The organism is Neiella holothuriorum, assembly GCF_019457915.1.
GTDB classification, from domain to species: Bacteria; Pseudomonadota; Gammaproteobacteria; order Enterobacterales; family Neiellaceae; genus Neiella; species Neiella holothuriorum.
Genome location: NZ_JAHZSS010000024.1, coordinates 1 through 13,641, shown reverse-complemented (window position 1 = coordinate 13,641; position 13,641 = coordinate 1). Strand labels below are relative to the sequence as shown.

The following is a 13,641-nucleotide window of genomic DNA, read 5'->3' as shown; positions in this document are numbered from 1 at the left end:
AGAGCGTTTTTTGTTTTAGCGGCTTTCTGAACCTGTCAGAAAGCGGGCTGGGGGAGCTTACATCATGCCGCCCATGCCACCCATACCGCCCATGCCACCCATATCAGGTGCAGCTGGCGCAGCTTCTTGTGGGATTTCCGCAACCATGGCTTCAGTGGTGATCATCAGGCCACCGATTGAAGCAGCGAACTGCAGAGCCGAACGAGTTACTTTAGTTGGGTCAAGGATACCCATTTCCAGCATGTCGCCGTAGTTTTCAGCGCCAGCGTTAAAACCATAGTTACCTTCGCCGTTCTTCACTTCGTTCGCAACAACAGAGGCTTCTAAACCTGAATTGGTAACGATTTGACGCAGCGGTGCTTCCATCGCACGTAGCGCGATTAGGATACCGTGGTTCTGATCTTCGTTGTCGCCTTTCAGCTCAACCAGCTTGCTAGCAACGCGAATTAGCGCGGTGCCACCACCTGGTACTACGCCTTCTTCTACCGCAGCACGAGTGGCGTGCAGGGCATCTTCAACGCGAGCTTTTTTCTCTTTCATTTCGATTTCAGTCGCAGCACCGACTTTAATCACAGCAACACCGCCAGCTAGCTTAGCCACGCGCTCTTGCAGTTTTTCACGATCATAGTCAGAGCTTGCATCTTCGATTTGCTGACGAATTTGACCTACGCGGCCTTCAATCGCTTCAACTTCACCTTCACCATCAATGATGGTGGTGTTGTCTTTGTCGATTACAACGCGCTTAGCCGTACCCAAATCTTCCAGAGTTGCTTTTTCCAGCTCCAGACCGATTTCTTCAGAAATCACAGTACCGCCAGTTAGAATCGCGATGTCTTGCAGCATGGCTTTACGACGGTCGCCGAAACCAGGCGCTTTCACACCAGCTACTTTCACGATGCCGCGCATGTTGTTCACAACCAGAGTTGCCAGCGCTTCGCCTTCAAGATCTTCAGCGATGATCAGCAATGGTTTGCCTGTTTTCGCCAGACCTTCTAGCAATGGCAGCAATTCGCGGATGTTAGAGATTTTCTTATCAACCAACAGGATGAATGGGCTTTCCAGCTCAACAGTGCCGTTTTCTTGGTTGTTGATGAAGTAAGGCGACAGGTAACCACGGTCGAACTGCATGCCTTCAACTACGTCTAATTCGTTGTCGAGAGCCTGACCTTCTTCAACAGTGATGACGCCTTCTTTACCAACTTTGTCCATCGCAGTAGCGATGATTTCACCAACGATTGCGTCAGAGTTAGCAGAGATGGTGCCCACTTGAGCAATTGATTTGTTGTCAGCACATGGCACTGAAATCGCAGCCAATTCTTCAACCGCTACGGCAACAGCTTTGTCGATGCCGCGTTTCAGATCCATTGGGTTCATGCCAGCAGCAACGGCTTTCATGCCTTCGTTGATAACAGCTTGGGCCAAAACAGTTGCAGTGGTTGTACCGTCACCGGCGTTGTCAGAGGTTTTAGAAGAAACTTCTTTCACCATCTGCGCGCCCATGTTTTCAAACTTGTCTTCCAGCTCGATTTCTTTCGCAACTGAAACACCATCTTTAGTGATGGTCGGGGCACCGAAGCTCTTATCCAGAACTACGTTGCGGCCTTTAGGGCCTAAAGTTACTTTTACAGCATCTGCCAGGATATTTACGCCCGCTAGCATTTTAGTGCGAGCATCGTTTCCGAATTTGACTTCTTTTGCAGCCATTGTCTTCAATTCCTATGTATTCGTTACTTACGCGAGTTGACTCAGCGTTACACCGGTGGCGTAGTGCCAGCGGTTAAAAACTAGTTAGCCTTCAACAACGGCTAGAACGTTGTCTTCTTTCATGATCAAGTGTTCTTCACCGGCAATTTTCTCGGCTTTTTCTACACCGTGACCAAATAAAACGACGTCACCAACCTGTACAGATACGGCTTTCACTTCGCCGTTATCTAAGGTGCGGCCAGCACCTACAGCAACTACTTCACCTTTTGAAGATTTTTCTGCTGCGCTGCCGGTCAGAACGATGCCGCCTGCAGACTTAGTTTCCACTTCCAAGCGCTTAACCAGCACGCGATCGTGTAATGGACGAATGTTCATGAGTTAGATCTCCGATTCACGTTCCAAAGTAAGTTATGACACTGGCGAAAGCATCGCGCTCTCGCCGGGATGAATGAAAAATGGGGATGGTTTTTATCAATACAAGCGGTAAGGCGAAAAATTTTTGAAAATCGCGACAAGCACTGACCGCATCTTGGCGAGTGGCTCACTCAACATCAGGGGCATTCTAGACAATCAGCCGCCTTGGCTAGGCTCAACCAACAGGCCACTTGAAGATGATGGAGCCCCAGAGGCTCCTGCCCAGATTGCTATCCAACAATTCCCAGGCTGACTATCAGGTTCAGCGTTGGTTCAGCTTGGCGCTCTAAAGTACGCGCTCTTTTTATACCTCCCAAATTTTATAGGTTTACACACATGGATAGCTTCGCAACACTCGAACCACCTCCTAGTCACGCGCCTGCTCAATGGCGTAAATGGCTAGGCATTGCCTTGTCCGTCTATTTAGTTCTGGTCGCCGTGAATGCCATTGGCGACGGCTTTAAGTTTTTATCGGGCGGCTCTGAAGGTGCGGAGCAAATTTTTGCGTTTGCCACCCACCCCGTTGCGGCGTTGCTGTTAGGGGTTGTTGCAACATCTCTGGTTCAATCATCAAGTACGGTGACGTCGGTGATCGTCGGTTTAGTTGCCGGCGGCTTGCCGCTGTCAATGGCGATTCCCATGATCATGGGCGCCAATATCGGCACGACCATCACCAATACATTGGTGAGCCTCGGCCACCTAAGGCAAGGCGAAGAATTTCGGCGCGCCTTTGCTGCATCAACAATTCACGACTTCTTTAACTGGCTGGCGGTCTTGATTCTATTGCCAATTGAAATCATGACGGGCTTTCTCGAAAAAACGTCATCGGCACTCGTCAGCACATTTATGGGCACAGAGAGCCTGTCCATGAGTGGGTTTAATTTCATGAAGCCAATACTGGCGCCGGGCGACACGGTATTGAATTTTGCTTTAGCATGGCTGCCGGCAAATGGTCAGGCTATGGCACAAATCATTGTCGGTATCGGTCTCATTTTGCTGGCCGTCACAGGATTATCAAAGTTACTACGGGCGGTCATGGTCGGTAGGGCGCGCCACATCCTGAAAAAGGCCCTTGGCCGCGGTCCTATTTCAGGTGTCACCTCCGGCGCAGCCGTGACGGTATTGGTGCAAAGCTCATCCACCACCACAAGCTTAATTGTCCCATTGGTTGGCTCTGGCACCTTAACTCTGAAAGAAATCTACCCCTTTACCCTCGGCGCCAATATTGGCACCACGATCACGGCGATTTTGGCAGCAACCGCAATTACCGGCCCAACGGCTCAGGCCGCGATGACAATTGCCATTCTGCACTTGTTGTTTAATCTGCTTTCAACGGTAATGATTTATGGCATCCCCGTGCTCAGAAATATCCCGCTCTGGTGTGCAGAAAAGCTTTCTCAAGCAGCCGCCAGCCCACGTCAATGGGTAGCTGCAGGCTACTTAGGCACCGCGTTTTTTGCCTTGCCGGTTGGAATTTTTAGTTTGACTTAATCGGCACCAACTCGTGTTTCTAGCCACAAGCCCAGCGATTGCTGGGCTTTTTTATAACCCAGGGGGGAGTGTTCATGTTACCGCCGACCGACAGTCGATAATTTGCTGACATAAGACATATGATTACCGCATCGCAAGGCGTAGACTAGCTGCTACTGCAGCCCCTTTATCTTGAGATATCAATGAATTCCAACACCAAGTTGTTTGCCACATTGGTCATCGCACTGCTGTCTTGTGCTCAAATAGCTTGTAGCGGCCATCGGATTGAATCATCCAATACAGTCTCTCCTGCGGCGTTACCCGCTCAACACTTTGACTTAAGTCATTGGAAGCTAACCGTGCCGCTTGATGAAAACAACGACGGGAAAGTTGATGAAATAACCGTAGCGCAGCTGCAGTCTTATGCTCATGCTGATTTTTTCTACTTAGATGAAGACGGCTACATGGTTTTTGCCGCCTCCAACAATGCCATGCGTACCGCCAACTCGACCAATACTCGCAGTGAATTACGACAGATGCTACGCGGCACCAATGAACAGATTGATACCCATAGCCCGCTCAACAATTTTGCGCTTGCCGCCCACCCGCAAGCAGCCGAATTTGCGGCCATTGGCGGAAAGATGTTGGCCACCCTCAAAGTGAATCATGTGGCACTTCGAACAGGTAAGCCGCACGCAAAATCGGCTCATGCTGTTGTGATTGGCCAAATTCACGCGGGCAAAATGAAAGACAAGCGGGGCGGTTTTGGCTGGGGTAACGAGCCGCTGAAGATCTTCTATAAGAAATTTCCAAACCACAATACCGGCTCGGTGTATTGGACCTACGAGCGTAACTTGGCGCGCGGCAACAAAGCCCGACGCGATATCGCTTACCCTGTTTGGGGTAATGGTCCAAAAAACCGAGACAACCCGGGCGAAGACGGCATTCGGTTGGGGGAATCATTTAGCTATGAGGTGAATGTTGACCAAAACATCATGCAGCTTACATTTAGCGCCGAAGGGAAGCCCGAAATACACTATCAAATTGACCTGTCAAACAACGTCAACGCCTATGGCGATGTAGACGATGCCGATCACCCGCAGGGTTACAGCGGCGACTTTTTATATTTCAAAGCAGGTGCCTATAACCAATGCAGCCAAGCCCACCAACAATGCCCTGGCACTGGCGATTGGGCCACTGATAAAGCCAATGGCGATTACGTCAATGTCGCATTTAGTAAATTAGAGCTTAGCGAGGCAACCCCAATTCCCGCGACGAACTGATGAATGCCGCGAGCCTTCAACGTGCGGAAAAAGCCAGTGACATCTCACTGGCTTTTTCATTGGCAAGCGTTCTACTTCATTTGGCTTGTCTGCAAATGAACATCAACGAAACACTTACTTGCTCAGCACCAGTTTTTTGACGTTGCTGTCGTGACCAATATAGGTGAGTGAGCGCCAGAGCCATTCAACCGGCCCATGTCGGTAGCGGCGCTGCCACCAAAGACTAAAGTAAGCTTGCGCACTAAACACCAGCACCCCAAGTATCAAACTCATTGTCGCGCCCATGTATTGGTACATGGCCAAACCAAAACCATAGAAGAACCAAACCCCAAACAGCGCTTGCGCTAAGTAGTTGGTCAGGCTCATGCGCCCATATGCAGCCAGCAACTCATGTACCTTATTGGTGCCAAACTGCAAATAGAGGTAAATCAGCGACGCACAAATAACGCCTGTAAATGCCAAGTTGTAATAAGAGCCAAGAATTAGGTTTAGGTGCTTAGCTTGCTGCGCGGTTAGGCCATCGGTCACAAACGACATCAGAACCATCAACGCAACCATGGCGCAAGCGCATCCGACTAGAAAGATAGGAATAGCCTTTTTGCGCTGCAAAATCGTTTCAAAGAACTGATAGCGAGCCAGCACCAATCCCAAAATAAACAACGACACAAGCTGCAGGTAGCGACCATTATAAAAGGTCCAGCCGAGCACCGTGGTTCTGCCTTGCCAAAGATTAAAATTCATCACATCGGCTAACGTTCCGGTTGCATAGGTTTGATCAACGAGGTGCCAAATGCCCATGCCAAAGGTTTCTTGATAGTCATAAGTTGAATCGATAACTGCTTGAGTAAGCTGATAAATAGAGGGGATCTGCAAAGCTAAAAGTACGCAGATAACTATCAGAACCTTGCTATTGACGTGATAGAGGCCAATGAGGACGAGCCCGAGCGCCGCATAAAGGTGAAGAATATCTCCCTTATAAACCAATGAATGCGCAAAGCCGATCGCAAATAAAATACATAAACGCCAAAGGTATCGCCCTCTGAAGTCGACACCTGCTCGTGCTTTCCGATTAATTTGGATAAAACAACTGTAGCCAAACAACAATGCAAAAATGGCGTAGGCTTTGCCACTCACAAGCGCAAAGACGCCGTTCATGACCAGTTGATCGGTTTGGCTAGAAAATATGAGCCCCTGTTGCGCAGGGGCAAAAAAATCAAAGTGCTCCACATAGTGGATGATGACGATAAGAAGCAACGCAAAGCCTCTTAAAATATCGAGCAATTGAATCCGTTTCGACTCACCTGCAATTCGCGTTTCCATGGTTTATGAGGTCCTGTAGCTAACGTGTGATTTGTCAGAAATAGCTTTGCCAATATCATGGGAGCCATTGGCAAAACCCTGAGCCATTAGCGTAAACAGGGCGTTATTGACGATCGTTCGACTAATTACAGCGGTTAGGACTTTTGTCCACTGGATCGAAAATTGTGAATGATTTTGTGACGTAGGCGTTCGAGTAACGTACTGGCAGGCAAACAACAGCAAATATTACAGTTAGTTAGTTAGTTAGTTAGTTAGTTAGTTAGTGAAAAATGGTGACAAGGTACAGCTCGTTTGGGGCTGCCGTCCTGAACGACGAATTCCTGAACCATAACCATACTGTTTGGGCCGGATTTTCTTCCAAAAGCCCAATAAAAAACCAGCGAACAAATCGCTGGTTTTTTGGGGGCGTTATTGAGCCGAGGAGTGTTAAATATGACCGCCAATGTGTTGATGAACGCGCATGGATAGGTTTTCTCGCTTCTCATCATGATCAATACGGTCAGCGAAATCACGCATGGCTTGGTGTACGTCACTGATGAATTTACCGTAGCCGTAGCTCGTTTTATCACCTTTTGACGCGATCATAATGAACTGAATGGCATCCACCAAGTTGCCTTTAGCGAAGTAACAATCAAAACCATTGATTGGATCTTTTTCGTTAAAGTCGATGGTTTGTAGTTCACCATTTTCAGAGATGTGGCTATCAACCTTACTGCGTACAACCGGCGTGCGATCATTGGCAGTCATAATGCCGCGCTCTAAGCCGGCGGCTTTGGCACTCGCAACAAAGGTTTCATACAAGTGCTTGTACAACTCTAAATACGGCCAATCTGATGATTTATCGGCAGCTACTAATTTTTGCACTCGCTTATTCACATGCAGGTTAACCACCGCATAGGTTTGCGAGTCCAATTCATTTTCATCAATTTCCACATCATGGGCGCGGAAACGATTCGCAATGGAACGCAATTTATGCGCCTGCACACCTTCAACGCCTTTTTCTTTGGCGAATAAGTCGTAGGTCAGGTGTTGATGATCGCAAAGGCGAATAGCACCTGAGGCCAGCTCAAGTAACTGCGCGTATTCTTTTACCGCTTCGGTCACTTGGGTGTGGAATTTAGCCGAGTAATGGCGCAGCTCAGGGCCAGTTGCTAAGAACAATAATTTGATTTTACGAACGCGTTCATTGCCATCGAAAAAAGCGCGACTACCGGTGTGGTATTTCGGGCTGTATAAGAACGTCAGCTGTTGCTCTGATTCAACGGTGAACATTTCAGGGCAGTAACGAACGCGAAGAAACTTATCGTTGGCAATGAACTGGCCTGCATCAAGGCCATGTTTGTCGCATACATCGAAAAACAAATTGGCCAGTTGCTGATAGCAGTAAGAGTAAGGAGAGTCTGAATCGTCAGCTCCCTGTTGCGAAAAGGCCGCCAACAATTCATCGGTTAGCTCAAATTTAGCCAGTAGGTACTGGTTTTCGCGTGCGTTCGATGGAATATAGACCTTGTGCTGCTGGCCTCGATCTCTAGATAGCATGTTTTTTCCCTTTCATCTTTTCTTGTTTTCATTGAATGCAAGGAATTTTACACATCTTTGATTGCAGCACGAGGGCTAAAGCCAGCAACAGTGATCTAGCAACGGTTTGAAAGGGAAAGGTCTTACAAGACAAGGTGAGAATAGGCAGAGCAAGGTAGGCGACCGACGATCTCGGTCGCATGATTCCGTTAGTTTAAGCGGTCGTTATCATCTTTACGTTCATATTCACCATCAATGGTGTTGCCCGTTTGAGAGTCATTCGGGCGGCTTTGAAACGGCCCTTGCTGAAATGAACCATGACCGCCAACACCACCGAAACGAATAACCCGCGAGCTCAACACGGACTTGGCAAATTGCTTACGCAGTGGCGGCAGCAAGAGTAAAGCGCCGAGTGCATCGGTAATAAAGCCAGGGATCAATAAGCACAACCCAGCAAATGCCAGCATGCCTCCTTCCACGACTTCCGGTGCCGTATTCTGCCCTTGCGCCATATTTTGTTGAGCACGCTGCATCACGCTTAGACCTTGACTCCTAACCAACGACAGCCCAACAATGGCAGTCAGAATGGTCAGGCCGATGGCGCCGAGTGCGCCGATTTGGCTGCCAACCTGAACCAATACGGTTAACTCGATGACTGGCACCAGCAAAATCAACAAAAGAAATGGCAAGGTCTTGCTCCAATAATTAGGTGAACTTATTACATGCGGTTGGGTTGGCTACTTTTCAAGCCTACACCTTAGTGACCGCTTTAGTATGGTCTCTCAGACCACAAATCCAACGTAAGGTTGCACGGTAATGACGTCAAACTCCCAAGCTAACTCCCAGCTGAAAATCCTGCTAACGACCTGCGCCGATCAGCAACAGGCCGCGACATTAGCAAATGGGTTGTTAGCTCAACGACTTGCAGCTTGCATTAACGTTCTCCCGCAGATGCAAAGCTGGTATCGTTGGCAACAAAAAGTTTGTCATGATCCAGAAGTTCAGTTGGTCATTAAAACCAGTAGTGAAAAAGTCATCGATGCGATGGCTTGGCTCGAGCAGCACCATCCTTATGACACGCCAGAGCTTGTCGTATTGACAGCGGATGACGCCAGCCAAACATATCGCCAGTGGGTAATAAACGAATGTTCATAAAAGCAGTAACACACCAAATGCCAAAGTCGTGGTGGCGAGTGCTCTTAGCCTCCCTTTGTTTAACACTGTTAAGCTTTAATAGTTGGGCAAATTCGCTGTCATTTCTGCAGGACACGCCAGAGTTTCTGCCAGAAGAGAAAGCGTTTGTGTTTGCGTACGATGTCATTGAGCCCGGCAAGCTCGAGGTGTTTTGGCAAATTGAAGATGGCTATTATCTCTACAAAGAAAAGCTAAAGTTCGAATTAAATGGCCAGATCATTACCCCGGCTACCCTGCCTCCTGCCAAACCTCACGAGGACGAGTTCTTTGGCATAACCGACGTTTACTACCATAGCTTGACGGTACCACTCACCTACACCGCTCAAAATAGTTCCGCCCTAACCGTCACCTATATGGGCTGTGCTGAAGCCGGTTTGTGCTACCCACCCACGAAGCAAAAAATATCGTTGCCGGCAACCCTATCAAGCACCGCTGCGGCATCTGCTAGCCAAGCAAGTTTGGCCGATTCTCTCGCCACCGACAGCAACGTTGCCACACTTGGATTGTTCTTTTTACTTGGCTTGGGTTTAGCTTTTACGCCGTGTGTATTTCCCATGTACCCAATTTTGTCGAGCGTCATCGCCGGCAATAAACAGGCTTCCAAATCACAAGCCTTTGCTCTTAGCTTTACTTATGTGCAGGGCATGGCGCTCACGTATACCTTACTGGGATTATTGGTGGCGTCATTTGGCATGCAACTACAAGCAGCATTTCAACACCCGGCGGTATTGATTGGCCTGAGCCTGCTGTTTGGATTACTCGCGTTGTCGATGTTTGGCGTCTTTAACCTACAGCTACCGGCCAGCTTGCGCGATCGTTTGCAACAGACCAGTGAGGGCATGGAAGGTGGTAAGTTCGGCCCCGTTTTTGGCTTAGGTGTGATTGCCGGTTTAGTGGCATCGCCTTGCACCACAGCCCCATTGTCTGCCGCGCTGCTCTACGTAGGGCAAAGCGGTGATTTGTTGTTTGGCGGCAGCGCCTTGTATCTATTGTCGCTCGGCATGGGCTTGCCTTTATTGGTGGTTGGAACCGTTGGCGCTAAATTGCTGCCTAAAAGTGGCCAGTGGATGAATGTGGTCAAGCACTTGTTGGGCTTCATGACGCTAGCGGTGCCAGTGTTCTTGCTTGAGCGAATGATACCGGAGCCCGCTTCGGCAGCGTTATGGGCGCTACTACTGCTGATCACGGCCAGCTATTTATTGTTTGCATTGCGCCAAGTCACGCGTCCGATCATTGGAACCTTGGGTTATGCCCTGGCGATCATCACATTGGCTGGCGCAAGTTACTTCGCGATGCAGGTATTGCCGTCATCGATTACGCCAAACCAAAATATCAGCAAAGATGAGCTGGGGTTTATAACCGTCACTAATCAAGCAGAACTGGCTGAGCAACTAGCGGCGGCAAAACGGGCGGGGCAGCCTGCCCTTGTCGACTTTTACGCAGACTGGTGCGTTGCCTGTAAAGAATTTGATAAGTACACCTTTCCCGATCCTAATGTGCGCGCAGAATTGGCCGATTGGCGTTTGATACGCATCGATGTCACGGCTTCAACACTGCAGGACATTGAACTGCTTGAGCACTACAACATTCTTGGTTTACCAAGCTTGTTATTATTTTCAGCGAATGGTGACGAGCTGGTTGAGTTTCGAATCGCCGGCTTTCTAAAACCCGCCCCTTTTATCCTTCACATTCAATCTACCGCCCAGTAAAGCTACCGAAATAGCCGATTTGGCCTACACTTGGAGGTCAAATCGGGCAGCAAATGCCTACATGAAGCTCCCTTAGCGACCATAAGTTGTACGCTGCCTCACAGATTTTCGGAGATTAGACCAGAAAAAAGCTGCGAACGGGTGCGATTTTCCATTATCATCGCAGAAATTGAAATCTGCCGACTATTCGGTGGAACTTTTCGTAAGATTTAACATCTAACGAGACGTTAACAACAATTAACAACTTTTTTGCCGAGGATGCCTGCCTAATGCCTAACAAATACCGAATTCTGGTACTAAACGGTCCCAATCTGAATTTACTGGGCACTCGAGAGCCAGATAAGTATGGGCATCAAACGCTCGCCTCTATTATCGAGCAACTAAAAGATTTGGCTGGTAAATACGATGTTGCTATTGAGCACCTGCAGAGCAACGCTGAAGCCGAGTTAATTGACGCGGTGCATGCCGCCCAAGGTCAGGTAGATTTTATTCTGATCAACCCTGCCGCATTTACCCACACCAGTGTGGCGCTGCGCGATGCGTTGTTAGCGGTGGCGATTCCATTTATTGAAATTCATTTGTCGAATGTTCATGCCCGTGAATCATTCCGACAACACTCTTATTTTTCCGATGTGGCACAAGGCGTCATTTGTGGCTTGGGCCCTATTGGTTATGAACTCGCGATGTTGGCTGCCTTCCAGCAGTTGTCATCGAACAACCCGACAAACTAATTACAAAAAGAGATCCCTACACTATGGATATTCGCAAACTTAAGAAACTGATTGAACTGGTAGAAGAGTCCGGCATTTCAGAACTTGAGATCACCGAAGGTGAAGAGTCAGTTCGCATCACGTGCGGCGGCGTTGTTGCTGCAGCACCAGTAGCGGCCCCTATTGCGGCAGCTCCAGTCGTTGCGGCACCTGCTCCGGTTGCAGCAGCCCCTGAAGCGGCAGCACCGGAAGCATCTGGCCACGCCCTGAAATCACCGATGGTAGGTTCTTTTTATCGCTCACCAGCTCCGGGCGCAGCGCCGTTCGTGGAAGTTGGTCAATCAGTAAGCGCCGGCGAAACCCTTTGCATCATCGAAGCGATGAAGATGATGAACCAAATCGAATCAGACAAAACAGGCGTGGTGAAAGCCATTCTGGTTGAAGACGGACAGTCAGTTGAGTTCGACGAACCTCTCATCATCATCGAATAAGCGAGTCTGTCATGCTAGATAAAGTAGTGATTGCAAACCGAGGTGAAATTGCCTTGCGCGTATTGCGTGCATGCAAAGAACTCGGCATTAAGACAGTCGCGGTCCATTCGACCGCCGATCGCGATTTAAAACACGTATTGCTGGCCGACGAATCTGTTTGTATTGGTGAACCTGCAGCGATGAAAAGTTACCTCAATGTGCCACGTATTATTGCGGCCGCGGAGGTCACTGGCGCGGTAGCCATTCACCCTGGTTACGGTTTCTTATCTGAAAACGCTGATTTTGCCGAACAGGTAGAACAAAGCGGCTTTATTTTCATTGGCCCCAAAGCAGACACTATTCGCGTGATGGGCGACAAGGTAGAAGCCATTAAGGCGATGAAGAAAGCCGGCGTGCCTTGTGTGCCAGGTTCTGATGGGCCGCTCGGCGAAGATGATGCTAAAAACATCGCCATTGCCAAGCGCATCGGTTATCCGGTGATCATTAAGGCATCAGGTGGTGGTGGCGGTCGCGGTATGCGTGTTGTGCATGCCGAAGACGAGTTACTACAATCCATCCAAATGACCCGCGCAGAAGCCGGTGCAGCCTTCAATAACGACATGGTTTACATGGAGAAATACCTAGAAAACCCACGTCATATTGAGGTTCAAGTTTTAGCCGATGGTCAAGGCGGTGCGATTCACTTGGGTGAACGCGATTGCTCCATGCAACGCCGCCACCAGAAAGTCATTGAAGAAGCGCCAGCACCGGGCATTACTGAAGAAATGCGCAAGTTTATTGGTGAGCGCTGTTGCCGTGCTTGCCTTGAAATTGATTATCGTGGCGCTGGCACATTTGAGTTCCTGTACGAGAATGGCGAGTTCTATTTCATCGAGATGAACACTCGAATTCAGGTTGAGCATCCTGTTACCGAAATGGTAACGGGTGTTGATTTGATTAAAGAACAACTGCGCATTGCTGCTGGCCAACCGTTATCGTTTAAGCAAGACGATATCAAGCTCAGTGGTCACGCGATGGAGTGCCGCATCAATGCCGAAGATCCAGATACTTTTGTGCCTTCCCCGGGTACCATCGAGCGGTTCCACCCGCCGGGTGGTTTAGGCATCCGTTGGGATTCGCACATCTATTCTGGCTACAAGGTACCTCCGCATTATGATTCGATGATTGGCAAGCTGATCACCTATGGCGAAAATCGTGATGTTGCGATCGCCCGTATGCGCAATGCGTTAGGTGAATTAGTTGTGGATGGCATCAAAACCAATCCGCCACTGCATCAGAAAATCCTAGCCGATGAAAATTTCCAGCATGGTGGTACCAACATCCACTATTTGGAGAAAAAGCTCGGTATGCAGTAATCATCAACCGGCTTTTCCATAATTAAATCAAGCGCAGTTGCTATGCCAGCTGCGCTTTTTTTGTAGCTACTCTGACCACTAATTTTTTCCGCTATAGAACAAAATAATGATAGCCGAATCACATCCCTCACGTGGAACCGGTCCCACAAATCATGTATTCTTTATGGCACGGAATGAACTGCCGTCTTGAGTGAATGTTAACTGCTATTCAGTGCTTTCTCTGGTCCTAGCCTACCGAGTTAGCAACGCAGCCAAGCAACGCTCTCCTAGCTGACGGTGGCAAAATCCGCCTTCTTATAAGTGTGTTGCGATCGCGTTTTTAGCCTTTCGCTGTTCGCTACAGCATTCATGCTGACCACGACTTATCAGATGTTACCTAGCCTTTTTTGTTACCCATGTCCCGTCCTGAAATAGGTTTACACATTGGAGACCTATGATGGAAAAGCGAATCCCTTCAAAAACAAAGCGCACTC

12 protein-coding genes are annotated in these 13,641 nt (G+C 48.8%); 7 read left to right on the top strand and 5 right to left on the bottom strand.

Translation table 11 applies throughout. From position 1 onward, the window contains the following. Window positions 1–57: 57 nt before the first annotated feature. Complete coding sequence (groL, locus tag K0504_RS15855; protein WP_220105137.1) at window positions 58–1,704, bottom strand: chaperonin GroEL; 1,647 nt, start codon at window positions 1,702–1,704, stop codon at window positions 58–60. Window positions 1,705–1,788: 84 nt separating this feature from the next. Then, window positions 1,789–2,079: a co-chaperone GroES gene (locus K0504_RS15850; RefSeq protein ID WP_220105136.1), complete on the bottom strand. Its 291-nt coding sequence runs from the start codon at window positions 2,077–2,079 to the stop codon at window positions 1,789–1,791. 375 nt (window positions 2,080–2,454) lie between these two features. On the opposite strand from K0504_RS15850, the gene K0504_RS15845 reads away from it, so the two are divergent. Both K0504_RS15845 and K0504_RS15840 read left to right on the top strand, forming a co-directional pair. Further along, on the top strand, window positions 2,455–3,609 hold the full coding sequence (locus tag K0504_RS15845) for a Na/Pi symporter (RefSeq protein ID WP_220105135.1): 1,155 nt from the start codon (window positions 2,455–2,457) through the stop codon (window positions 3,607–3,609). Between the two features lie 182 nt (window positions 3,610–3,791). Then, window positions 3,792–4,871 carry a polysaccharide lyase family 7 protein gene (locus tag K0504_RS15840; protein WP_220105134.1) on the top strand — a complete coding sequence of 360 codons (1,080 nt, stop codon included), beginning with the start codon at window positions 3,792–3,794 and terminating at the stop codon, window positions 4,869–4,871. 114 nt (window positions 4,872–4,985) lie between these two features. On the opposite strand, the gene K0504_RS15835 is transcribed toward K0504_RS15840, so the two are convergent. The 3 genes from K0504_RS15835 to K0504_RS15825 all read right to left on the bottom strand — a co-directional run bounded on the left by K0504_RS15835 (window position 4,986) and on the right by K0504_RS15825 (window position 8,398). Continuing rightward, window positions 4,986–6,191, bottom strand: coding sequence for a DUF418 domain-containing protein (locus tag K0504_RS15835; RefSeq protein WP_220105133.1), 1,206 nt, complete (start codon window positions 6,189–6,191; stop codon window positions 4,986–4,988). A 426-nt stretch (window positions 6,192–6,617) separates the two neighbouring features. Beyond that, a complete protein-coding gene (locus tag K0504_RS15830; RefSeq protein WP_220105132.1) occupies window positions 6,618–7,730 on the bottom strand; it encodes a DUF3083 family protein in 1,113 nt (370 codons plus the stop codon). Window positions 7,731–7,918: 188 nt separating this feature from the next. Next, on the bottom strand, window positions 7,919–8,398 hold the full coding sequence (locus tag K0504_RS15825) for an FxsA family protein (RefSeq protein WP_220105131.1): 480 nt from the start codon (window positions 8,396–8,398) through the stop codon (window positions 7,919–7,921). Window positions 8,399–8,525: 127 nt separating this feature from the next. Between K0504_RS15825 and cutA the strand changes: the two genes are divergently transcribed. The 5 genes from cutA (at window position 8,526) to accC (ending at window position 13,168) form a co-directional block, all read left to right on the top strand. After that, window positions 8,526–8,864 carry a divalent-cation tolerance protein CutA gene (gene cutA / locus K0504_RS15820; RefSeq protein WP_220105130.1) on the top strand — a complete coding sequence of 113 codons (339 nt, stop codon included), beginning with the start codon at window positions 8,526–8,528 and terminating at the stop codon, window positions 8,862–8,864. 17 nt (window positions 8,865–8,881) lie between these two features. Then, entirely contained in the window at window positions 8,882–10,612 is a 1,731-nt protein-coding gene (dsbD, locus tag K0504_RS15815; protein ID WP_220105129.1) for a protein-disulfide reductase DsbD, read from the top strand. A 269-nt stretch (window positions 10,613–10,881) separates the two neighbouring features. After that, window positions 10,882–11,343 carry a type II 3-dehydroquinate dehydratase gene (gene aroQ, locus K0504_RS15810; protein WP_220105128.1) on the top strand — a complete coding sequence of 154 codons (462 nt, stop codon included), beginning with the start codon at window positions 10,882–10,884 and terminating at the stop codon, window positions 11,341–11,343. 23 nt (window positions 11,344–11,366) lie between these two features. After that, window positions 11,367–11,813 (top strand): acetyl-CoA carboxylase biotin carboxyl carrier protein, encoded by a 447-nt coding sequence (gene accB / locus K0504_RS15805; protein ID WP_220105127.1) that lies wholly within the window; start codon window positions 11,367–11,369, stop codon window positions 11,811–11,813. 11 nt (window positions 11,814–11,824) lie between these two features. Next, window positions 11,825–13,168: an acetyl-CoA carboxylase biotin carboxylase subunit gene (gene accC / locus K0504_RS15800; protein ID WP_220105126.1), complete on the top strand. Its 1,344-nt coding sequence runs from the start codon at window positions 11,825–11,827 to the stop codon at window positions 13,166–13,168. Window positions 13,169–13,641 lie beyond the last annotated feature (473 nt).

Bases quoted from the DNA above. Each gene is read 5' to 3' on its own strand.
- groL (WP_220105137.1), bottom strand. From the start codon at position 1,704: ATGGCTGCAAAAGAAGTCAAATTCGGAAACGATGCTCGCACTAAAATG.
- K0504_RS15850 (WP_220105136.1), bottom strand. From the start codon at position 2,079: ATGAACATTCGTCCATTACACGATCGCGTGCTGGTTAAGCGCTTGGAA.
- K0504_RS15845 (WP_220105135.1), top strand. From the start codon at position 2,455: ATGGATAGCTTCGCAACACTCGAACCACCTCCTAGTCACGCGCCTGCT.
- K0504_RS15840 (WP_220105134.1), top strand. From the start codon at position 3,792: ATGAATTCCAACACCAAGTTGTTTGCCACATTGGTCATCGCACTGCTG.
- K0504_RS15835 (WP_220105133.1), bottom strand. From the start codon at position 6,191: ATGGAAACGCGAATTGCAGGTGAGTCGAAACGGATTCAATTGCTCGAT.
- K0504_RS15830 (WP_220105132.1), bottom strand. From the start codon at position 7,730: ATGCTATCTAGAGATCGAGGCCAGCAGCACAAGGTCTATATTCCATCG.
- cutA (WP_220105130.1), top strand. From the start codon at position 8,526: ATGACGTCAAACTCCCAAGCTAACTCCCAGCTGAAAATCCTGCTAACG.
- dsbD (WP_220105129.1), top strand. From the start codon at position 8,882: ATGCCAAAGTCGTGGTGGCGAGTGCTCTTAGCCTCCCTTTGTTTAACA.
- aroQ (WP_220105128.1), top strand. From the start codon at position 10,882: ATGCCTAACAAATACCGAATTCTGGTACTAAACGGTCCCAATCTGAAT.
- accB (WP_220105127.1), top strand. From the start codon at position 11,367: ATGGATATTCGCAAACTTAAGAAACTGATTGAACTGGTAGAAGAGTCC.
- accC (WP_220105126.1), top strand. From the start codon at position 11,825: ATGCTAGATAAAGTAGTGATTGCAAACCGAGGTGAAATTGCCTTGCGC.